The sequence below is a fragment of the Pseudoalteromonas sp. SG44-1 genome (genome assembly GCF_014164315.1).
In the GTDB taxonomy this organism is placed as follows: domain Bacteria; phylum Pseudomonadota; class Gammaproteobacteria; order Enterobacterales; family Alteromonadaceae; genus Pseudoalteromonas; species Pseudoalteromonas rhizosphaerae.
Genome location: NZ_JACJEW010000010.1, coordinates 29925 through 52173 on the forward strand (window position 1 = coordinate 29925; position 22249 = coordinate 52173).

General features: G+C 39.2%; 20 protein-coding genes. 12 read left to right on the forward strand and 8 right to left on the reverse strand.

Annotated features, from left to right (window positions below; genetic code table 11):
* The 4 genes from H5187_RS06630 to H5187_RS06645 all read right to left on the reverse strand — a co-directional run bounded on the left by H5187_RS06630 (position 1) and on the right by H5187_RS06645 (position 3621).
* Positions 1–1275 (reverse strand): hypothetical protein, encoded by a 1275-nt coding sequence (locus H5187_RS06630; protein ID WP_182718194.1) that lies wholly within the window; start codon positions 1273–1275, stop codon positions 1–3.
* Positions 1275–1883 carry an SIS domain-containing protein gene (locus H5187_RS06635; protein WP_182718193.1) on the reverse strand — a complete coding sequence of 203 codons (609 nt, stop codon included), beginning with the start codon at positions 1881–1883 and terminating at the stop codon, positions 1275–1277. Before H5187_RS06635 ends, H5187_RS06630 begins: the two co-directional genes overlap by 1 nt.
* Positions 1880–2827: an NAD(P)-dependent oxidoreductase gene (locus H5187_RS06640; RefSeq protein ID WP_182718192.1), complete on the reverse strand. Its 948-nt coding sequence runs from the start codon at positions 2825–2827 to the stop codon at positions 1880–1882. Before H5187_RS06640 ends, H5187_RS06635 begins: the two co-directional genes overlap by 4 nt.
* A 68-nt stretch (positions 2828–2895) precedes the next feature.
* Positions 2896–3621 (reverse strand): cytidylyltransferase domain-containing protein, encoded by a 726-nt coding sequence (locus H5187_RS06645; RefSeq protein ID WP_076923520.1) that lies wholly within the window; start codon positions 3619–3621, stop codon positions 2896–2898.
* 186 nt (positions 3622–3807) lie between these two features.
* On the opposite strand from H5187_RS06645, the gene pseI reads away from it, so the two are divergent.
* From pseI to H5187_RS06670, 5 genes are read left to right on the forward strand one after another with little or no spacing between them, the layout of a single operon-like run.
* Positions 3808–4857 (forward strand): pseudaminic acid synthase, encoded by a 1050-nt coding sequence (gene pseI / locus H5187_RS06650; protein WP_182794261.1) that lies wholly within the window; start codon positions 3808–3810, stop codon positions 4855–4857.
* Positions 4854–5942 carry an FkbM family methyltransferase gene (locus H5187_RS06655; protein WP_182718190.1) on the forward strand — a complete coding sequence of 363 codons (1089 nt, stop codon included), beginning with the start codon at positions 4854–4856 and terminating at the stop codon, positions 5940–5942. Before pseI ends, H5187_RS06655 begins: the two co-directional genes overlap by 4 nt.
* The gene (locus H5187_RS06660; RefSeq protein ID WP_076923517.1) at positions 5942–6184 is read left to right on the forward strand and encodes an acyl carrier protein; all 243 of its coding nucleotides are present in this window, start codon (positions 5942–5944) and stop codon (positions 6182–6184) included. Before H5187_RS06655 ends, H5187_RS06660 begins: the two co-directional genes overlap by 1 nt.
* A gap of 2 nt (positions 6185–6186) precedes the next feature.
* Positions 6187–7770, forward strand: coding sequence for a hypothetical protein (locus H5187_RS06665; protein WP_182718189.1), 1584 nt, complete (start codon positions 6187–6189; stop codon positions 7768–7770).
* Positions 7760–9286, forward strand: a complete 1527-nt coding sequence (locus H5187_RS06670; protein ID WP_182718188.1) for a class I adenylate-forming enzyme family protein — start codon at positions 7760–7762, stop codon at positions 9284–9286. Before H5187_RS06665 ends, H5187_RS06670 begins: the two co-directional genes overlap by 11 nt.
* Positions 9287–9291: 5 nt before the next feature.
* Here the strand turns inward: H5187_RS06670 and H5187_RS06675 are convergent, their stop codons facing one another.
* The 3 genes from H5187_RS06675 to pseB are packed head-to-tail and all read right to left on the reverse strand — an operon-like array spanning position 9292 to position 12637.
* Positions 9292–10446 carry a Gfo/Idh/MocA family oxidoreductase gene (locus H5187_RS06675; protein ID WP_310737464.1) on the reverse strand — a complete coding sequence of 385 codons (1155 nt, stop codon included), beginning with the start codon at positions 10444–10446 and terminating at the stop codon, positions 9292–9294.
* 38 nt (positions 10447–10484) lie between these two features.
* Entirely contained in the window at positions 10485–11639 is a 1155-nt protein-coding gene (pseC, locus tag H5187_RS06680) for a UDP-4-amino-4,6-dideoxy-N-acetyl-beta-L-altrosamine transaminase (RefSeq protein ID WP_182718186.1), read from the reverse strand.
* Positions 11636–12637 carry a UDP-N-acetylglucosamine 4,6-dehydratase (inverting) gene (gene pseB / locus H5187_RS06685; RefSeq protein ID WP_149981506.1) on the reverse strand — a complete coding sequence of 334 codons (1002 nt, stop codon included), beginning with the start codon at positions 12635–12637 and terminating at the stop codon, positions 11636–11638. The genes pseC and pseB overlap by 4 nt, the downstream gene beginning before the upstream one ends.
* A gap of 210 nt (positions 12638–12847) precedes the next feature.
* Between pseB and H5187_RS06690 the strand changes: the two genes are divergently transcribed.
* Both H5187_RS06690 and H5187_RS06695 read left to right on the forward strand, forming a co-directional pair.
* Positions 12848–13633, forward strand: coding sequence for a flagellin (locus H5187_RS06690; RefSeq protein WP_149981504.1), 786 nt, complete (start codon positions 12848–12850; stop codon positions 13631–13633).
* 163 nt (positions 13634–13796) lie between these two features.
* Positions 13797–15233, forward strand: coding sequence for a sigma-54 dependent transcriptional regulator (locus H5187_RS06695; RefSeq protein ID WP_149981502.1), 1437 nt, complete (start codon positions 13797–13799; stop codon positions 15231–15233).
* Between the two features lie 418 nt (positions 15234–15651).
* Here the strand turns inward: H5187_RS06695 and H5187_RS06700 are convergent, their stop codons facing one another.
* A complete protein-coding gene (locus H5187_RS06700; RefSeq protein ID WP_145239421.1) occupies positions 15652–16239 on the reverse strand; it encodes a DNA-3-methyladenine glycosylase I in 588 nt (195 codons plus the stop codon).
* A 140-nt stretch (positions 16240–16379) separates the two neighbouring features.
* Here H5187_RS06700 and H5187_RS06705 point away from each other — a divergent pair, with 140 nt between their 5' ends.
* The 5 genes from H5187_RS06705 to fliG all read left to right on the forward strand — a co-directional run bounded on the left by H5187_RS06705 (position 16380) and on the right by fliG (position 22247).
* A complete protein-coding gene (locus tag H5187_RS06705) occupies positions 16380–17492 on the forward strand; it encodes a PAS domain-containing sensor histidine kinase (protein ID WP_182739663.1) in 1113 nt (370 codons plus the stop codon).
* Entirely contained in the window at positions 17489–18967 is a 1479-nt protein-coding gene (locus tag H5187_RS06710; RefSeq protein WP_182718184.1) for a sigma-54 dependent transcriptional regulator, read from the forward strand. Before H5187_RS06705 ends, H5187_RS06710 begins: the two co-directional genes overlap by 4 nt.
* A gap of 178 nt (positions 18968–19145) precedes the next feature.
* Positions 19146–19478, forward strand: a complete 333-nt coding sequence (gene fliE, locus H5187_RS06715; protein ID WP_145239413.1) for a flagellar hook-basal body complex protein FliE — start codon at positions 19146–19148, stop codon at positions 19476–19478.
* Between the two features lie 20 nt (positions 19479–19498).
* A complete protein-coding gene (fliF, locus tag H5187_RS06720) occupies positions 19499–21214 on the forward strand; it encodes a flagellar basal-body MS-ring/collar protein FliF (protein WP_182718183.1) in 1716 nt (571 codons plus the stop codon).
* On the forward strand, positions 21207–22247 hold the full coding sequence (gene fliG / locus H5187_RS06725) for a flagellar motor switch protein FliG (protein ID WP_145239407.1): 1041 nt from the start codon (positions 21207–21209) through the stop codon (positions 22245–22247). The genes fliF and fliG overlap by 8 nt, the downstream gene beginning before the upstream one ends.
* Positions 22248–22249 lie beyond the last annotated feature (2 nt).

A 22249-nucleotide genomic window follows, 5' to 3' on the forward strand; every position in this document is an offset into this window, starting at 1 on the left:
TTAGATTGCCGCCTTATTTATTTTATTCTCAAGAAGAGAAAATTGAGTTTGAATATTTTCAAATGAATCATCCATCCATGCATTTATTTGAAATTCATTATCATTAAAGTAATGATTTTTTCCAACTTCAAAGCCGTGCATGCTATTTGTTCTGTCTGATAGATTTGGAATATCATTCGAACACCATCTAAAAATGATTGAGCGAGCCCCTTCAAGATAGCTAATCGGATAAAGAGGACCACTGTCAACACCCATATTTATATACGCTTCATGGTATAAGGCGAGCCTGATACTTAAATCTACAGCTGCAAGGGGATACGTTGTAAGCGATTGATATTTTTCTTCAAGGGGCTCACTTACTTTATAAGTATCTCTAATAATTAGCGGAAAGTATTCATTGAGGTCTAGTGATAATGCAAAATCAAGCCATGCCGTTGTATTGCTATTTCTGTGCTCGGAATTTGCCCAATATTCTCTCAATGTAATTGTTATTAGCTTTTTTTTGCCCACGTTATGTCTTATGAAGTCATTAACAATAGTATAAGCTTGTTGTGGAGGTGCTAAGTTACTTAATTTAATATTTTGCTCGGCATAAGATTTTAATAATTTAAAATCTCCAGCTGCTTGTCTAGGGTTTTGAAAGTAGTTATTTGGATATATGCTAGGGTTCAAGCTTTTATAGTATACAAGGCTACTTTGCGAAATCGGCTGATCAATACCTATGCATGAGGCAAGACAATTAAACATGGGTTTAATAACCTTTTCGATACGCCATTTAGCATCAACGTTATCGTGATATACATTTAATCCTGGAGTATCGTCACTATGGCTAGGGATAATTACAAATTGAATATTTTTTTTATTTTGTTTTTTTCGTTCTATTTCAGCTAAAACGATAAAAGTAGTTACATCAAAGCAGGGCAAATTATAAGAGAGATCATAAAAAGCATATAACGTTGATTTAGTATCAATAGCAAATTGCATTTGTATACAAGGAATGAGCTTACCGCTCATGTGGTTAAAAAAAGAACATTGATTAGTGGTAATACCAATTTTATTTAAAGATTGTAAGATATCAAAGACAAATTCAGAACAAATTACTACTTGGAGCGTTTGTTTTTTTTCTAGTTTTGATAATTCTTCTAATGATTTTGCAGGCGTGCCTTTGTATGATTCGCCACCATTTGTACAAGCAAAAATATTATTGTCAGTATTATATTCTGATCGGATAAACATTTCTGTTGAGGCTGTAATTCCGTAGACAATGGTGGTCATTAATTAGCCTCACGTAATGCATTGTATAGAGCTTTCATTAAGATATGCCCGACAATAACTTGAGTATCTTCTGATATCTGCATATCTTGGACTTCGAAATGGAAAACTTGGTCAAGCATCGGCTTAACTTTACCGCCAGAAAATCCTAAAATGCCCACTGTTTTCATGCCAATGTCGAGTGCTTGTTGAGTCGCTCTAATTATATTTTCAGAGTTACCGCTACCAGATAAAACAAGTAAAATATCATTGCTATTTGCTTTAACTTTTAGCTGATGTGCAAAAATATTTTCATAACCAATGTCATTGCCTAGGCAAGTTAAAACAGAGCTGTTTGCTGGTAATGCTTCAACTTTTAATGCATTACCTTCTGGGCTAATACCAAATGTAAAGTCATTTGCAAGGTGGATTGCATTTGCTGCTGAGCCGCCATTGCCACATAAATATAAAGTGCCGTTATTTGCCTTCATAGTAAGTAAGGTATCAACAAGACTCTTAACTTGTTCACTATCTAACTGTTTTAATACATCCGTTAGGGTGTTCACATAGTTTGTTGTCAGTTTTTTCACTGAATCCTTGGCTATAGTGGTTGCAGATTGGTTGTTAGTCATAAAACTTCTCTTTGCATCCATTTAAGGTTGTAAAAATGGTCTTCATCTTTAAGTAAGTCTTGTTTGTAAGCTGTAATAATTTCGGTAATGGCTGTGTCGACATTTTTATTGGGTGTAAAACCGCTAGATAGTAACTTATCTGAATTAATACGGTAACAACGAGGGTCATTTGAAGGAGTAACCTCAATCTCACATGCTATTTTAGCCTGTACCATTTTTGCTATATCCATAATTGAGATATTTTCAAACCCTGCATTAAAGACACCAGAGACTTTCTCTGGATTATCCAGCATATAAATATAGAGATCAGTAATATCGTCAATATGAATATTTGGTCTGACTTGATCGCCGCCAAACACTGTGATTTTTCCATTTTTTAGAGCTTGCATTGTCAGCATATTGACAGAAACATCTAAGCGCATTCGTTTAGATAAACCGCATACAGTTGCTGGGCGTACAATTTGTACCGCCATGTCGTCGGCATAACTAAGAAGTACACGCTCTGCAACCATTTTCGTTTTGTTGTATTCAGAAATAGGCTCAAGCGTTAAGTCCTCAGTTACTTGCTCTTCATCTTTAACGCCGTATACGCTACCCGATGACGCATAAATAAACTGTTTTATTCCACAGCGCTTTGCTTTATCGGCTAAGCGCATAGTTGCTAACGCACTCACTTCCCATGTTAATTTAGGGTTTAAATCACCACAGGGATCGTTTGCGATAGAAGCAAGATGAATAATAGAATCCACACCGTCTAAGTTAATCGTATCAGTGTCGCGTACGTCACCTTTAATGACTGAGAGGTTGTCATGAGAGGGCAAAAAATTACCAAACCATTGGATGTCAAACGCGATTACGCGATGGCCTAAAGCCAGTAGTTTTGGAACCAGTACAGTTCCTTTATAGCCAGTTGCACCGGTAACTAATATTGTTTTTGGATTCATTTAATATTCTCTAATTCTTTGGTAGTCATAAATATAATGTTCAATGACATACAATTATTATGCCTAACTTAAGTAGATTTTTGCTCTACATGTTTATTTATATCGGTGATGTGAGGGTTTTCCTTTAATGTTTTTATTAAATCATTATAGGAAAAATCTACTTTATTCAAAAAATGCTCATAAACAGCGGTAATTGCTTTGTAATCGTCTGGTTCATCAAGTGTTAGGCGAAAGTGGCTATAATCTTCATACGCACTGAATGTGTGAGTCGTTATAGTATTAAATTTTGCCATGCCTAACGTAACATGCTCACGATCGTCCGGTGATGTTGCTTTTAGATGGGTATTCTCTAGTAAATCAAATGAAAATGCGCAGCAGTCAAGTCCTCTAGGGTAACCACTATGAGGACCTAAATTAACCATGTCATAGGTTTGAGTCACTCTTTCATTAATCACTTTGTTACATAGCTCTTCATCAATCAGTGGACAATCACTCGTTAGCCTAACTATGGTTGTAGATGATTGAGCATTATAATGTTTAGCAGCCAGATAATAGCGGCTTAGTACGTCTTGTGTATCCCCTTGGTAGGTTTTAATATTCAGCTGTGTGCATAAATCCAAGATAGGCTGCTCAGTGCCATCATTAGTTGTTGCGACAATGATTTGATCGTGCCAGTTTGGTAAGCGTTCAAGCATAATTTGTAACACTGGTTTGCCACACAGCGGCAACATCACTTTGGCAGGCAATCTGGTTGATGTCATACGTGCTTGAATTATTATTAATACATCAGACATGGTCACTGGTAATCGTAATTATTATTGAGATAAATATAGCAAATCATTACACTCTTGCACATAACTTAAAAGTTAAAATCCTTTTGGATCAATATAGTTTATCAAATTGTAAGCTATTGTAGATAATTAGGTATGAAATTTGCTTTGATTTAATGATTTTTTGACAGTGCAATTTAAGGGGCGCAAATGGCGTTTAATTCTGAAATTACCATCGATGGTAGAAAAATTGGGCCAGGTCATCCTGTGTATATTATTGCCGAAATGTCAGCAAACCATGGTCAAAATTTAGAGCAGGCGAAAGCGTTAGTTAGAGCCGCAAAAGAGGCCGGAGCTGATGCGATAAAGTTACAAACTTACCGCGCAGATACTTTAACAATGGATTGTAAATTACCGCATTTTGAAGCAACAGGTCCATGGCAAGGACAATATTTATATGATTTATACGAAGGGGCATATATGCCATGGGATTTTCACGCCCCTTTAATTCAGCTGGCGAATGAAATCGGTATCACTATTTTTTCTTCACCATTTGATGATTCTGCAGTCGATTTATTGGAATCTTTTGATTCACCTGCATATAAAATAGCTTCGCCAGAGTTGATCGATCATGACCTCATTCGAAAAGTTGCTGCGACTGGAAAGCCGGTGATTATGTCAACAGGTGGAGCAACGCTTGCTGAGATTGACGAAGCTGTGAAAGTTGCTCACCAAGCAGGAGTAACAGATTTAGCTATATTGAAATGTACAAGTAGCTACCCAGCTCCCCCGCAAAGCATTAATTTAAAAACAATCCCTCATTTAACAGATGTTTTTAAAGTACCAATAGGCTTATCGGATCACACATTAGGTAACCATATACCTGTCGCCTCTGTAGCTATGGGGGCGACAATTATAGAAAAGCATTTTGTGATGAGTAAAGAAGATGAAACGGCTGATAGCTTTTTTTCCATGACACCAGATGAACTTGAAGATTTAGTTCAAGGAGTTAGGCAAGTTGAGTTGGCTATTGGCAGTGTACATTTCCCTAGTGAGCCCAGTAAAGCAAGGCGTTGCCTATTTGCAGTGAGGGATATTGCTGCTGGTGAAGTTTTGAACAAAGAGAATGTGGTCAATCTAAGGCCTGGTGTAGGTGAGCTGATGCCAAAGGATTTAGGATTTATAACGGGCAGACTCGCAACGAAAGCGATTAAAAAAGGTATGCCTTTGACTTGGCATCACGTTGGAGCGATTAAATGAACTATCTAATTTACGGAGCGGGTCATTTTGGAGAATGTTTTTATAGAATTTTAGTAAAGCAAAAGCTACAAGTTAATGGGTGGATCGATCAACGTTTAGTTAGCCAGATGAAGTATAATTTACCTATTTTTGATGAGCATACAGCTGATCGTAATATGACAGTCATTGTTGCTGTAACGCCGTTAGTTAACTCTAATAGAGGGCAAATCAAAGAGCGCCTACAAGAGCTCGGTTATAATAATGTTCTTGGCTTTTTTGAGGCTGCACGAGAGTTCCCAGAAGTGTTTAAGGAATATGCACAGCTAGAGCATTTATGGATGCGCACAAGTCATCATGATATGTTGAATTTACCAAGTATTAAGTGGTTACGAGCGCGTTTGGGGGATGATAAAAGTAAAAATATATTAGATAAATTGTGTGCTTTTAGGGCATCCCTTTCTATTGATGACTACCCTGAACCGGATAGAAAAATTGAGTACTTCCCAGATGATATACCTTTCAATTTTCAATCACCAATTCGTTTTATCGATTGTGGTGCTTATACTGGGGATACAGTAGAGGCGTTTGTAGAACTTCATAAAAAAAATATTATAACACTTGAGCATATTTCCTCATTTGAACCCGATACAAATAATTATCAAACACTTACAAATACACAAAACAGGCTAAAGAAAAATAATCCTGAAATTTCTTTTCAAGCATTCCCTTCGGGGGTTTGGAAATGTGTTGATTTACTTAATTTTAATCAAGGGCAAACAAGCTCCAGCAATATTATACAAAGTGAAGTTATAAATGATTCTTCAGTATCTGTTGTTGATTTAGACTCAACTTGTCAAGCTATGGATATAAACTATATAAAAATGGACATAGAGGGGGCCGAATTAGCTGCTCTTGAAGGTGCCAAAAGTTTAATTCAAACCCAACAGCCTGTGCTAGCTATTTGTGTTTACCATAAACCGAAAGATTTATGGGAACTCCCTCAATTTATCGATCAATTGCAGCCTAATTACGATATGTATTTACGAGTACATGAACATTTAGGGTTAAGCACCGTTTTGTATTGTATTCCAAAAGGTTCTCATTAATGAAAAATCAACTTATTAACTTTTTATATCAGTTTTTTACAGACAGAGGTTGCGCTGTTGATATTGATAATATTTTAGAGCTTTCATTCAAGGATGATATAGCTTTGGATTCATTTGAGATTCTGACATTAGTAATGCAGATTGAATTGACTTTCGGTATAAAAATTGAACCTCAGGAATTGCTTGATCCAAAGACGAATTATGTGAGTGGATTTGTTGATATGGTTATGGCAAAGCAATAATTATGTTTGCAATTCGTATCACTAATAAGCAAGACAATGGCATTGGTCATTTAATGCGAATGAAACATTTGGCTTCTGCATTAAAACAGCATCAATTAGGTGTCCACATAATTCTTGATGATTTATGTCAGTTTAGCCAAACGCTGTATGCAGATTTTAAAGTGGCTGATGTTCATTGGCAAAATTATGAAGAGGACGCACTTTTAACAATTAATTATATGCATCAGAATAGTTTATCGCATTTAATAGTTGATAGTTATACTTTACCGCATGAATACGAGCAGTTGATAAAGAAATCCGGTTTTACCTTAACCGTTATTGATGATAACGAGCGACAACATACTTGCGATTTTTTGATTGATTATAAATGGGTAGGACCGAATACAAAGAGCCGTTATGAATCGCTAGTACCGACTGATTGCGTTCGTCTTTTAGGCCCGAATTATTGTATTTTAGATCCCACATATCGTACCGTTGAAAAGCACTCTTCGGAGTCAGATCTTCCCGTTCGAGTTTTATTTTCATTAGGTGGCGGTGGTGATCTTTTTATTCTAAAAAGAATCTTTGATGGATTACCAAGAGCCATTCAAGCAAATGTTCTTTTTGATATAGTGGTAGGTCCCTATGCAACGAATAAAGATACTATGTATGCTATTGGGCAAGAGTTTCCAAATATTAATATTTTAGAGAATGTAACTTGCCTGAAAGAGTATTATGAAAGAGCCTCACTTTTTGTGGGTGCATTAGGCACCTCTTTTTATGAATGTGCTGCGACTAAAACACCAGCGATTACTTTTTCTCTTGAGGATAACCAGACTAATGATATTGATATCTTGGAGTGGTTAGGTCACTACCTCCATATTAATGATGTTTCTATTGATGATTTTTTGCGATTAGGAGAGTTAATTGATATCGCTCTTAGTCAATTACCAAGATTACAATTGCTGGTAGCCAAAAGAAAAGTATCGGTTGATGGCGAGGGGGCACGGCGAATAGCTAAAGCTCTTGTCGGTGAGAAGATATCAACAAATTGTTTTGCTATTGCTGAGCAGCACTGCGAAGTAAAGACTGAATTAACAGATAATTTGGTTGTTTGCCAAGTTGATGATACCCATATAAATAGTTATTTATCGGCTAGAAACTTACCTAGCAATAGCGTGAGAATGACTGTGCAGAATGCTATTAAGCCATTGGAACATTATTTATGGTGGTTTAATCAATCACGTTTTAACTTTGTGATTACAGAGCGAGAAGGCAGTAGGCAATCTCAAAGTTTGTATATCTGGCATAATTTATATAAAGATAAGTATTTATATGGCGGCTGGTTTTCTTGTAATCAAGATCTTTCCTTGCCCATAGCTATGATCGCCTTACAATGGCAACTTGAGTTTTGTAAAGCGAGTCATCCCAATGCTATTTGGCTTGCGGTGATCCACAAAGACAACAAATTTGTAAATTTGCTAAATAGCTATATGGGATTTGTGGCAATACCAATACATTCAAAAGAATATAAAGTAACGCAACAGTTATTTCCTTTGGCCGATGAGCAGTTTAATTTTGTAATGTGGGACCCAAATGCACAATAAAAATATATACCAGCTTGTTCAATCACATACGGTTACTCAACCTGAGAAAATTGCGTGTATATATCAACAGACCCAAATTAACTACCAACAACTAATAAATAAGGTTGATTCTTTAGCTGCTGGCCTGACTCAGTTAGGAATTAAGCAAGGACATAAAGTTGCGTTATTTTGTCCAAATAACCTCGAGTTTACATATTGTTTATTAGCTGCGGCTAAACTGGGTATTGCGCTTGCGCCATTACCACTAACTCTTAAAGGACAGGCTTTATCAAAAGCGTTACAAGTAGCTGATTGCGAGTATGCTATAGCATGGATAAGTGTGGCTGAACAACTTGTTAATAATGATGTTTTAGCTACCGACAATATAATTACGATAGGTGGCAATAGTGATAACTTGATTGATTTGGTCAATGTAATGTCTGCATCCACGGCGCAATATGATGAGTTTCCAGTAGAAAATATCAATTTACCTTATATTCTTACCATGACTTCAGGTTCTACTGGTCAACCTAAGCCAATAGTATTTACTCAAGCGACTAAAATTGTTCGCGCATTTGATGCGACGGCTCAGTATTACCAATTAGATAAAAGCGATGTTGTGTTGGTTTCAACACCTTTATATCATTCACTTGCACAGCGCTCTTTACTGATGCCACTAATGTTGGGCGCAAGTGTAGTTATTTTACCCAAGTTTTCAGTTAATGCTTGGCTTGATGCAATCAATACTCATAAAATTAGTTTTTTATTTGCTGTTTCAAGTCAACTAAAGGCCTTGATCCCAGAGTTAGCAAAAGCGCAGTTAACAAGCTTGAAGTGTGTTGTATCATCTTCTGCAACGCTTGAAAGCGACGACAAAAAGTCACTGTTATTAGCCTTGAATTGCCGTTTTCATGAATGTTATGGGGCATCAGAAATGGGGGTGATCAGTGATTTTGATATAACCGAGCCGAATGTACCGATCAATAGTGTAGGTAAGCCTTTACCAAATCTGAAAATAAAAATATGTGATGCTGAACGTAATACTTTGTCTAATGGTAATATCGGTGAAATAGCTTGTCGCTCACCAACTGCGTTTGCACAATATTATAACTTACCAGAGCAAACTGCGCAGAGTTACGACAGTGATGGTTATTTTTTTACTGGTGACCTTGGTTATTTGGATGATGATAATTATCTTTATTATGTTGGTCGAACAAAAGAAGTTATTAAATCGGGCGGGATCAATGTTTACCCGAGCGATATTGAGTTGGTAACTAATTACTTACCTTGGATTGCTGAGTGTGCGGCTTTTGGAGTAAGTGATGATAAATTTGGAGAAGTCATTTTATTATCTTTTGTTTGTAATGATACTGCGCCAGTGAATGCAAAAATGCAGTTGCAAATGCATTTATTCAAAGAACTTACTGACTATCAGCAACCGCGAATTTTGTTTGAGATGAAAAGACTGCCAAAAACCGAAATGGGTAAAATCCATAAACCGAGTATCAAGCAGGCATATCTAGAGAGTTGTAATTAAGCGTATTACACGCTTTCCCAGCCAAGTGTTTGTGTCGAACGTTTAGCAGCAGCAAATAACTTTAAGCCATCTGCGGCGTGTTCTAAACCAAATACGTATGGTTGGTTATTTTCTTGCCCTAGTTGAAAACATTGTAAATCTTCAGCGATGTCGCTGTATAAGTTTGCAAATGCTTCTACAAAACCAGTGGGGTGGCCTGGTTTCATGCGGTTATATCTAAATTGGTGGGCGTAGTCGCACTGACCCGCTCGGTCTAATATCTCTCGCCTACCATCATTAAAATTTAGTTCTAACTCATCGGGGTTGAGCTGTAACCATTTAGCACTTCCGGTATCTCCATACACTCTGATCTGTAAACCGTTACGATGACCAATAGCCGTTTTTGACATCCACATGCTGCCTTTGACGCCACTGGCATACTTTACTAGCATTTGTACGTCATCGACTAAATTAGCATATTGAGAGTGGTTACTAAATTCGGCTAATGTGTGAGTTGGTTCCTCACTCAATAAAAAGCTACTTAGGTGATGAAGGTGAACACCTAAATCTAAGCAAATGGTTGGTACTTCAGCATCTCGCAGACGCCACGCCTGCGGTTGTGATGTTTTTCCCGCGATATCGGGGGGGCGGCGAAAGCCTTCTTGCGGCATTTCTAAATGAATTTTTTGAATTGTTCCCAGCTTTCCTGAATTTATTAAATGCTTTAACTCACGTACCATTGCATAGCCACTGTAGTTAAAAGTAACAGCTAAAAATTGTTTCTTTGGATCATAATAAGGGCGAAGAATTGCAATTTCTCGTGGTCCACAAACCATCGCTTTTTCACAGATTACGGGTAATTTTTTTTCGAATAAATACTGTAAAACTTCTAAATGATGCGGTGTTGGAGTGAGCACTACAAAAGCATCAATGTGACCCTTTTCAGCTTCGACCATTTCTTTCCAATCTGCGTAAACACATTCTGCTGGGATCCCCCAATGAATACCTGTAGCTTGATTATTTTCTTGATTACGACAAAAGGCACCGGCAACAACTTGAAATTTATGATCCATGTGAGCTGCGCAAAAGTGTACATAGCCAACAGCTGACGTGTTACCCCCGCCAATAAAAGCAAGTTTGAAAGTCGGGTGAGTTTGTAACATAGTTGCCTCAAGGTTCATTAAATAATATGTTTATATCGTCAAAAAGGTTGAAAACTTTAATTTAAGATTTGCTGTAGAGTGTTCAGTATAAAATGCACTTCTTGCTCTTTCAACGATGGATGAAGAGGAAGGGTGATAGCACCTTGATAATATTTTTCAGCATTAGGGAAATCACCAGCCTTAAAGCCTAGAGCTTGATAGTATGGCTGTAAATGTATTGGAATATAATGAACGTGGCCAATGATCCCTACTGCTCGAAGCTGAGTTACAGCGTTTTTATGACGAGTTGCATCGCTATTATTAAGTTGAATTATGTACAAGTGATAAGCGGAATAACAGGTATCAATTTGTTGCAATGGACGAACCAAATTTAAATTAAGATGTGTATCATATATTTTAGCAAGGTGATGTCGCTGCTTAATAAATTCGTCAACTTTACTTAGTTGGCTAAGCCCTAACGCTGCGTGTAAATCAGTCATTCGATAATTAAAGCCAAGCTCGATTTGCTGATAGTACCAAGGCCCATGGCTTGCATCGGTCATTTCACTTTCATCTGATGTGATCCCATGGCTTCTTAATCTTTTTAAACGCTTTGCTAAATTATCATCATTTGTAACCGCCATACCGCCTTCAGCTGACGTGATGATTTTCACAGGATGAAAGCTGAATACGCAAATATCTGAAAACTCACAATTACCAACAGGCTTATCTAAATATTTAGCACCAATGGCGTGAGAGGCATCTTCGATAATTTTAAAATCATATTTAGTAGCGAGCTGATGAATGGCTTGCATATTACATGATTGACCCGCCAAGTGTACCGGTATTACAACTTTAGGTAAGCAGTTATTTTTTTCTGCTAGGATCAGCTTCTGCTCAAGTTCCTTAATCGACATGTTGCCGGTATCTAAGTCAATATCAACAAAGTCAATCTTAGCACCACAATAAAGTGCGCAATTACTTGATGCTACAAAAGAAATAGGAGATGTCCAGACTATATCGTTTTCTCCAACGCCTAATGCTAGGCATGCGATATGTAACGCCGATGTTGCACTATTTACTGCAATGCCATGCTTTACTTTACAGTAACTAGCAATGCCAGCTTCAAATGCGGGTACTTTAGGACCTTGCGTGAGCCAGTCAGATTGTAAGACATTGAGTACCGCATCAATATCTGCTTGGTCAATAGATTGCTTTCCATATGGGATCATAAAAGTGCCTGAATATTAAAAGCTGCTATTTCTTCTATCGTTAAGAAGTGGGGGTTACTTAAAGAACTATATTCAAATCCGATCTCAACTTTCCTACCGCACTCATTTAATGCATTTGTATCAAAATTATTGCTGCGACTACTAAATTTAATGCCAGGTGCAATCACAAAATGATCATCAAATTCGTAGGTATCAAAACACAAATCAGAAGGGCACATCACCTCATGTAATTTTTCGCCCGGGCGAATACCGATATTTTTTTGTGGCAGGTTTGGTGCCATTGCTGTTGCTAAATCAGTAATACGAATTGATGGGATCTTGGGAACAAAAATTTCTCCCCCTAACATCCTCTCAAAGTTAGTTAAAACGAAATCAACACCTTGCTGAAGGCTGATCCAAAAGCGGGTCATTTCTTCATGGGTGATAGGGATATGGTCGCGGCCTTGATCAATAAACTTTTGGAAAATAGGCACTACTGAACCGCGCGAGCAGACTACATTACCGTAGCGAACAACTGAAAATGTGGTGCGATTACCACCGGCAATATTATTAGCGGCAACAAACAATTTATCGGATGCTAATTTTGTCGCACCATATAAATTAATTGGGTTGGCTGCTTTATCAGTAGAAAGCGCAATGACTTTTTCAACATTATTGTCTAAGGCAGCATCAATGACATTTTCAGCACCATTAATGTTAGTTTTGATGCATTCCATCGGGTTATATTCTGCGGCAGGGACCTGTTTAAGAGCTGCAGCATGAATAACGTAATTTACTCCACGCATTGCACGGCGTAAGCGGTCTTTGTCGCGTACATCACCGATAAAGTAACGCATACATGGTTGATCAAAGTCTTGCTGCATTTCAAATTGTTTTAACTCATCACGAGAGAAAATAATTATTTTTTTTGGCTTGTATCGCTCAAGTAACGTTTTTACGTATTTTTTACCGAATGATCCGGTACCACCGGTAATTAAAATTGTTTTGTTATCGAACATAGTTTTACCCAAGTTATTTATCATTGGCGTAGTTATAGTAAAAAATTAAATACGCAAAAAGTGAAATTTAATACACTGCTCAGTACTTTACCTATTAACAGAGTAGGTTAGCAAGCACGATGCCAAGTTAATTTAATTAAACAATGGTACAAAGTGCAAAATTTGGCAAATTAAGCTATAATTTAACCAATCAGCGTGTCGGAGCCTGTTATGAAAATTCAATCACCAGCAACTAGTTTTTTAAACCAAACACAGCAAACCAGTAACAAGCTTGCAGAGCAACTTGCTACGGGTAAAAAAGTCAACTCTGCGGCAGATGATGCCGCGGCATTGCAAATTATAGATCGGTTAACCTCCCAGCAAGACGGTTACAGCCAAGCGGTGAATAATGCCTATGATGGTATTTCTTATTCGCAAGCGACCGAGTCAAACTTGTCGGGTGTCAACGATGCTGTCTCGCGTATTCGTGAATTATCTATTCAAGCAGGTAATGGCGCATTAAATGATAATGACCGTGCTGCTTTGCAAGAAGAAGTGGTGCAATTACAAAGTCAGATTACAGAGACGTTTGAAAATGCCAATTTTGCAGGTAAACCTTTGTTTGATGGTCAGTCGGTGTCGTTTCAAGTTGGTCCAGATGCGAATGCAAATCAAACGGTTACTCCTTCGGATGGTAGTTTTGCATCAGTAATATCAACAATTGATATTTCTACTCAAGCAGGTGCACAAGCTGCAATTGATATTAGTGACCAAGCGGCGGACGAAATTAACGCCCAGCGTGCTGAACTTGGTGCTTTTCAAAATACATTGGCTAGCACTATTAAAGGCCTGGGTACTCAGCAAGAAAATATTGCCGCGAGCCAAAGTCGAATTCAAGATACCGATTATGCTCAGGCGGTTTCACAGCAGGTATCAAATGATATTTTAGCTCAAGCGTCAATAGCACTGCGTGGCCAAGCTAACCAATCGGCTGAATCTATTTTAGGGTTATTATAACGGCTATGATAAAACAGTAATTCTTAAGTATTACTTGCAATTAGCTTAGTGTCTGTTTTTTGGCATCTATGTCAAAAAACTGCCGCTTTGTGCTTGCATCCCTGTCAAACTCGCTTACAATTTAAATTATTAATAGCTTGTAGTAACTGTGGTTCGCTAAATAATGATCTTGATTTTAGACAATAATAATAATCGTGCGATTGGTTTACATGCTGCGCTTACCTTTATTGGTGAGGCAGTGCAACTGCTTGACGATGCAAGCCTTGAACAAGAATGTGAAAAATACCAAAAGCAATCATGTATGGTGATCCTCGGTGCATTGCAAAGCTTAGATCATGAAAGCGTGATCAAGCGCCATCCAACAATACCATTTCTATTAATTGGTGAAACCCTTAAACCACTGTTGAGCATTGCCAATGTAGTTGGCCTTATCTGTGAACCTTTTAACCATGATGTAACGACTCAATTACTGCATGATTGCCAACAGTATCAACGGATGTTGCCAAATGAGCATAAACACGCAAAACCGCACAAAACCTTTGATGGCTTAGTTGGTGAAACTGAAGCGGTTAAAGATGTACGCTTTTTAATTGAACAAGTTGCTAAAACGGACGCCAACGTATTAATTTTAGGCGAATCAGGTACTGGTAAAGAAGTGGTTGCTCGTAATGTTCATTTACTATCAAAACGTAATACAGGGCCATTTGTACCCGTTAACTGTGGGGCTATACCTGCGGAGCTGTTAGAAAGTGAGTTGTTTGGTCATGAAAAAGGCGCGTTCACCGGTGCTATTTCAGCGCGCAAGGGCCGCTTTGAACTTGCTCAAGGGGGGACGCTGTTTTTAGATGAAATTGGCGATATGCCGCTGCAAATGCAAGTAAAGTTATTGCGAGTGTTACAAGAGCGCAGCTATGAGCGGGTTGGTGGTACAAAACCAATTCAAGCCGATGTACGGGTGATTGCTGCTACACACCGTGATCTTGAACAAATGATAGAGCAAGGAAGTTTCCGCGAAGATCTATATTATCGACTCAATGTTTTTCCTATCGAAAACCCATCTCTTGCAGAACGTGCTGATGATATTCCATTATTATTAAAAGAGTTAATGCGCCGTATTAATGAGCAAAGTGGTACTACCGCTAAGTTTACTGAGCGGGCAATTGATAGTTTAAAAGAGCACACATGGCCGGGGAATATTCGCGAGTTAGCGAACTTAGTTGAGCGTATGGTGATCATGTTGCCAGATAAAGTGGTTGATATTCCCGATCTACCAGCAAAATATCGTTATATTGAAGTTGATGCTTATGAACCACAATATCCCGAAGAGCTTATGGAGCGTGATGCTTTCAATGATATTTTCAGTACTGGTTTTAGTGATTACGACGATGAGCCAGAAGTTGAAGCAATTCAGCCATCAGCAGACCTTTTACCCGACGAAGGGATTGAGCTAAAAGATTATTTAGCTGAGCTGGAAATTAGCCTGATCACTCAGGCCTTAGAGCGTTATGATTATGTCGTAGCGCGTGCTGCGGAGATCTTGGGTGTACGCCGCACAACCTTAGTTGAAAAAATGAAAAAATATAACCTATCACGAGATTAACACGTGCTAAGTTGCTAATATTTTACTTCGCAATATCAGTAATTACAGAGTGTGGTCGTCGTTTACGGTGATAAGTTCATTGACGCGCTAAAGCACTACCTACCATTTCGGTGCTTGCAAATAGTTACTTAATTTTTACCACCGAGGCGCTGCGCGCTACACGGAGCTGAAGGGCTAGGACCCTAATCCCTTCCTCTTTGAACTCGGAGTTCTCTGTGGTGGATCAATCATTTAAAGGTCTTTTGCACAAAGAGAAGTGAATGAGATCAAATGAGCAGATAAAAATATATATAAATCTTTCGTGGCTGAAGCCTGCTTATATGTGGGTTAAGCATTTGTAGGAAATGGCTTCAGCCATTAATTCCTAGACGCTAGATTTAGGATCCTAGCGCCTAGTCACTTTTCTAGCTCTTAACACCTAGTATTTTTCAATAATCTCAGCTTTACGAAAACAATCATTACTGTGATCATTCACCATACCACAGGCCTGCATATGGGCGTACACTGTGGTTGGACCTAAAAACTTAAATCCCCGTTTTTTTAAATCTTTTGCAAATGCAGTTGAGGCCTCTGTGATTGCAGGGTAGTCACTAAGTTTATCTAACTCATTCACTAACGGCTTACCACCTACAAACTGCCATTGATAGTTACTGAAGCTGCCAAATTCTTGCTGAATTTCAATAAAACGTTTGGCGTTATTTATAGTTGCTACAATTTTTAAACGATTACGTATAATTGTTTCATCAAGCATTAATCGTTCAACATCGTGCTCGTTCATTTGTGCGACTTTTTCTACATCAAAATCCAAAAATGCACGACGATAGCCATCACGTTTCTTTAAAATCGTATACCAACTTAATCCTGCTTGTGCTGATTCCAGAGTAATAAATTCAAAAAGTGTTTGGTCATCATATACTGGGATCCCCCATTCATCATCGTGATAGGCAACATAGTCATCTTTACTGGTATCGAGCCAAGGGCAGCGACATAAATTTGTTGAATTCATAGTGTCTCCTTGCTTTGCTTATTTTAGTTTGTCATTTTTTTGTCGCGTTATTTATACGCTAAGCAAATGAAATTAATCAATATAATTGTTGGTACAATTTGTGCATTTAGCTAGTTAGATCCTGTAAACGAGAATGCATTATGGCCTTAGCTAATGTCTTAAAACCACAATTTATCACAGCGACCCAGTATAACCCATGTTTACTGCAAGAAGAGTACATTGGTGAGTTAAGTGAATTACGCCAGCAAGCCAGTTGGTTAAGTCATTTAGTAGATACAATGCCTGCGGGTGTTGTGGTGCTTGATGGTCGCGGTTTGATCGCTAAAGCTAATCAAATTGCAACAGACATGCTAGGGGAGCCACTCGAAGGTGAAAAGTGGTTCAGTGTGATCCAGCGCTCGTTTCGGCCCCAACAAGATGATGGCCATGAAGTATCGCTAAAAGATGGACGCTTAATTAAGTTAGAAATAACGGCATTAGCGCCAGAGCCAGGGCAATTAATCTTAATGACTGACTTAACCGAAACGCGTCGTCTACAAACACGCGTTGCACATATGCAGCGTTTAAGTGCATTGGGTAAAATGGTGGCATCTTTGGCACATCAAGTGCGAACACCACTGTCTGCTGCGATTTTGTATGCCGCTAATTTAGGTTCAAAGCGGTTACCCGAAAGCTCGCGAGGCAATTTTCATACTAAGTTAATGTCGCGTTTAAAAGATCTCGAAACCCAAGTAAACGATATGTTGTTGTTCGCAAAAAGTGGCGATCAGCAAGTTGTTGAACATGTTTCCATGCAGCAATTATTAACTGAAGTGAAAACTGGCGCTGATGCTATGGTCGCACTTAATAATAGTGAACTTCAGGTCAGTTTACCTGAGCCTGATATCGAGATAATGGGCAATAAAACTGCGCTTGCCAGTGCCATTCAAAACCTTATTCACAATAGTATTCAAGTCATTGGCAGTAATGCACTCGTTCAATTAAGTGCGCAGCGGGATGCGAGTGACCCCGAGCTAGTGTGTATTACTGTAAGTGATAATGGCCCTGGGGTCGATTTAAGCTTACTTGATAAATTATTTGAACCATTTTTTACTACCCGAAGCCAAGGCACAGGTTTAGGCTTAGCGGTAGTTAGTTCAGTCGCAAATGCACACCAAGGACGAGTTGCAGTAACGAACAATGCTCAAGGCGGAGCCTGCTTTAGTTTACTGTTACCTATTTGTACAAAGTCAACATCGGCGGAGGCAATATGAACAACACGATTTTAGTGGTTGAAGATGATGCAGGGCTTCGTGAAGCCTTGATTGATACGCTTGAAATGTCTGGAATAGATTGCGTTGCGGCTGACAGTGCTGAGCAAGCTATGGTGCTACTTAAAAAAGACAGCTTTTCGCTGGTCGTGAGCGATGTGCAAATGGGCGCGATGAGTGGTCTTGATTTACTGCGCAGCATAAATCTTAATTACCCTGATCTACCGGTTTTAATGATGACAGCGTATGCGACTATTGATGATGCTGTTGAGGCTATGCGGTTAGGGGCAATTGACTATATGGCCAAACCGTTTGCGCCCGAAGTGCTACTTAATATGGTAAGCCGCTATCTACCTGAGCCAGAAAAAGAAACTGATGGCCCGATTGTCGCCGATCCGAGTAGCATTCAGCTATTAGAACTTGCAAGTCGGGTTGCTAAATCGGATGCCAGTGTGATGGTGCTTGGTCCTAGTGGCTCAGGTAAAGAAGTACTCGCACGCTTTATCCATGATAAATCAGATCGCGCAGAGCAGCCATTCGTCGCAATAAACTGTGCTGCGATCCCTGAAAATATGCTCGAAGCTACATTATTTGGCTACGAGAAAGGCGCGTTTACTGGTGCGATTCAAGCTTGTCCGGGTAAATTTGAGCAAGCACAAGGTGGCACAATTTTACTTGATGAAATCACTGAGATGGATTTAGGCCTACAGGCTAAGTTACTACGTGTATTACAAGAACGCGAAGTTGAACGTTTAGGTGGTCGCAAAACTATTAAGCTAGATGTGCGTATTTTGGCTACCAGTAACCGTGATTTAAAAGAGGCTGTGGCTAAGCACCAGTTTAGAGAAGATTTATATTATCGGTTAAATGTATTTCCGTTGATGTGGCGTCCACTTTGTCAACGTCCAGGCGATATTGTCGTGTTGGCAAAGCATTTAATTGAACGTCATCTCAATAAAAGCAAAGAGCCTATCGCTGTACTTAGCGAACCGGCAGAGAAAAAATTATTAGCTCATACTTGGCCAGGTAATGTGCGTGAACTGGATAATGTGATCCAGCGTGCGTTGATATTACGCCACGGTGATATGATTGACGAAAGTGCTATTTTTATTGAAAATTTAACCCAGACTCCTCTAACTGCGGCTTTATCAGCAAGTTTAGTGCCGGTTAATTCAGCACCAGAAAACACTACTTCGGCGGTTACAAGTTCACCAACTAATGATGCTTATTATGATCTGCAAGCGCCAGCAATAAAAGCGACAGCAGAACGCAATCAGCTGCGTGAAGAATTACCAAGCTTGGATTCGGGAAGTTACAAAGATGAACTTAAAGATAAAGAGCATAGAATTATTTTAGAGACCCTAAATCGTTGTCAAGGCAAGCGTAAAGATGTAGCTGAAACATTAGGGATCAGCCCACGAACATTACGTTATAAATTGGCACAAATGCGTGATTTGGGGATCACCTTACCTGCTTAAGCCTCTATAATTTTTGTTTTCCTTCACTATTTAATTTACGCTCAGCCTTGCTGGGCGTAAACTTGTCAAAACTCTGACAACAAAAACACATCTCAAGCTATTGATATTAATTAATTTATTAGTTGGCATGCTTTGTGCTTTATTAAGTTATTAGTAAACTGCATCGTCAGAGACAATTATGAAAATTCAAAACAGCGCATTATTTCAAGAAATGCAATCTATGGCTCTCGAAGCTGGTCGTAGTAATCAAGTAAACAAATTACCGACGCAGGCGCAGCCTACTTCGAGCGCCCAATTTGGCGATTTGTTAAGTGATGCACTCAATACCGTGAATGGCCTTCAAGCTGATGCAAAACAAAAAGTCGTAGCGGTTGAAATGGGCGACCGAAATGTGTCATTAGCGGATGCGATGATCGCATCACAAAAATCATCGGTTGCCTTTGAAGCCACTGTACAAGTTCGTAACAAACTTGTAGAAGCCTATAAAGAAATCATGAACATGCCTGTTTAACTAGGTAGTGGAGAATTATTGTGGCGCAATCTAATCAATCAACAGATCTTGCTTTGGCCGGCGGCGGTATCGACCAAACTGATAATGACGATCAACAAGAACAAAAGTCAGGCTATTTAAGTGCATTAAACGGCGTTGATGTATTACGTCAGGTCACTTTAATTATTGCATTAGCGATTTGTTTAGCGATCGCTATTTTTGTGATTATTTGGGCACGTCAACCAGATATGCGTCCACTTGGAAAAATGCCAACGGAAGAGCTAATTCAAACGCTCGATTTTTTAGATGCACAAAAAATTGACTATCAACTTGATGGCAATGTGGTTTCTGTTCCTGAAAATGAATATCAAAATATTAAATTGTTAATGACCCGCGAAGGTATTGAGCAAGCGCCGAACTCGGGTACTGATATTATCATGCAAGATATGGGTTTTGGTGTTAGTCAGCGTTTAGAGCGTGAACGTTTAAAGCACGGTCGTGAACAACAACTTGCGCGCACGATCGAGGAACTACAAAATGTCACGCGTGCTAAAGTATTATTGGCAATCCCGAAAGAAAATGTTTTTGCTCGTCGTGAGAAAAAACCATCCGCAACAGTTGTATTAACTTTAAAACGTGGTCGTATGCTCGGTAGTGAAGAAGTGGACGCCATTGTTGATATTATTGGTTCAGCAGTGCAAGGTTTAGAGCCGTCACGAGTAACTGTAACAGACCAAAATGGCCGATTACTTAATTCAGGATCGCAAAGTGCGTTAGCTGCTCGCTCACGTAAAGAATACGATATTGAACGTAAACGTGAACAAGAATATCTAGATAAAATAGATGGTATCTTAATGCCAGTTATTGGCATGGGTAACTACACTGCACAAGTCGATTTAAGTATGGACTTTAGCGCGATTGAAGAAACTCAAAAACGCTACAACCCTGATTTACCAGCGGTACGCAGCGAAACCACTTTTGAAGAAAACAACATCGGCGGGTTAGCTATCGGTATTCCTGGCGCGCTGACAAATCAGCCCCCAGTGGATTCGAATATTCCTGAAGTTGCCGGTCAAGGTGGTGCAGGCTCTGGTTCATCACCCAGTCGCACTCATAAAGAGGCGACACGTAACTATGAACTTGATACTACTATTTCCCATACACGTCAGCAAAGTGGTGTTATTCGTCGAATTAGTGTGTCTGTGGCAGTCGATTATGTGGCAAAAGTGGGTGAAAATGGTGAAACGACTATGGAGCCTCGCTCAGTTGAAGCACTGTCAAATATTCGTCGTTTACTGCAAGGTGGTGTGGGTTTTGACTTACAGCGTGGTGATGCATTAGAAGTAGTGACAGTACCGTTTGTACGTGAACCGATGGACTTAGCTATTGAAGTACCACTGTGGGAACAAAACTGGTTTATGAAAGTTGTGCGTTTAGTGCTTGGCGCATTGGTTATTATAGTGCTAATCATGGCGGTGGTTAAACCTATGCTGAAACGCTTGATTTACCCAGATGATACCCTTGAAGAGTATGATGATGATGCGCTTAGTTCTGGTGTAGATATTGGTGATAACACCCTAGATATGCTAAATAAAGATTTTGATTCTGCTTCGGTTGGCTTCTCAAGTGATGGTACACTACAGTTACCAGACCTACATGGCGATGAAGACTTATTAAAAGCTGTTCGTGCCTTAGTAGCAAATGAGCCAGAACTCTCCTCACAAGTTGTGAAAGCGTGGTTAACTGAAGATGACTGATCAAGAACAAAAACAACTGCCAGCAGCGTTTGATGTTGATAAATTAGACGGTGTAGATAAAGCCGCAATTTTATTGCTAAGCTTATCCGAAGAAGATGCAGCGCAAATATTAAAGCACCTTGAACCTAAACAGGTGCAAAAAGTGGGTATGGCAATGGCGGCGATAGATGATCTATCGCAAGCCAAAATCAGTGCCGTGCACAATTTATTTATAGAACAAATACAAAGCTTTAGTACGATTGGCTTCCAATCAGAAGATTTTATCAAAAAAGCGCTTACTGCGGCACTTGGTGAAGATAAAGCGGCAAGCCTCATAGATCAAATTGTTATGGGATCCGGTGCCAAAGGCCTTGATTCATTGAAATGGATGGACTCAAAGCAAGTTGCCAATATTATTCGCAATGAGCATCCGCAAATTCAAACGATTGTTTTATCTTATTTGGAGCCTGAGCAATCGGCCGAAATTTTAGCGCAGTTTCCTGAAAAAGTGCGCTTAGATTTAACCATGCGTATCGCCAACCTTGAAGAAGTACAACCTGCGGCTTTACAAGAATTGAACGAGATCATGGAAAAACAATTTGCCGGACAAGCTGGTGCGCAAGCTGCGAAAATGGGCGGTTTGAAAGCGGCGGCTGATATTATGAACTACCTCGATACCAATATTGAAGGTCAGTTGATGGATTCAATCCGCGAGCATGACGAAGAGATGTCACAACAAATCCAAGATTTAATGTTCGTATTTGAAAACTTAATGGATGTTGATGATCGTGGTATTCAAGCTATCTTGCGAGAAGTCCAACAAGATGTACTGATGAAAGCCATCAAAGGTACAGATGATGCATTGAAAGAGAAAATCCTCGGCAATATGTCAAAACGGGCTGCAGAGATGCTTGCTGATGATTTAGAAGCAATGGCACCTGTGCGGATCAGCGAAGTTGAAGCCGCGCAAAAAGAGATCTTATCTACGGCACGTCGTCTCGCTGATTCAGGTGAAATTATGCTTGGTGGTGGTGGTGGTGAGGAGTTCTTGTAAAC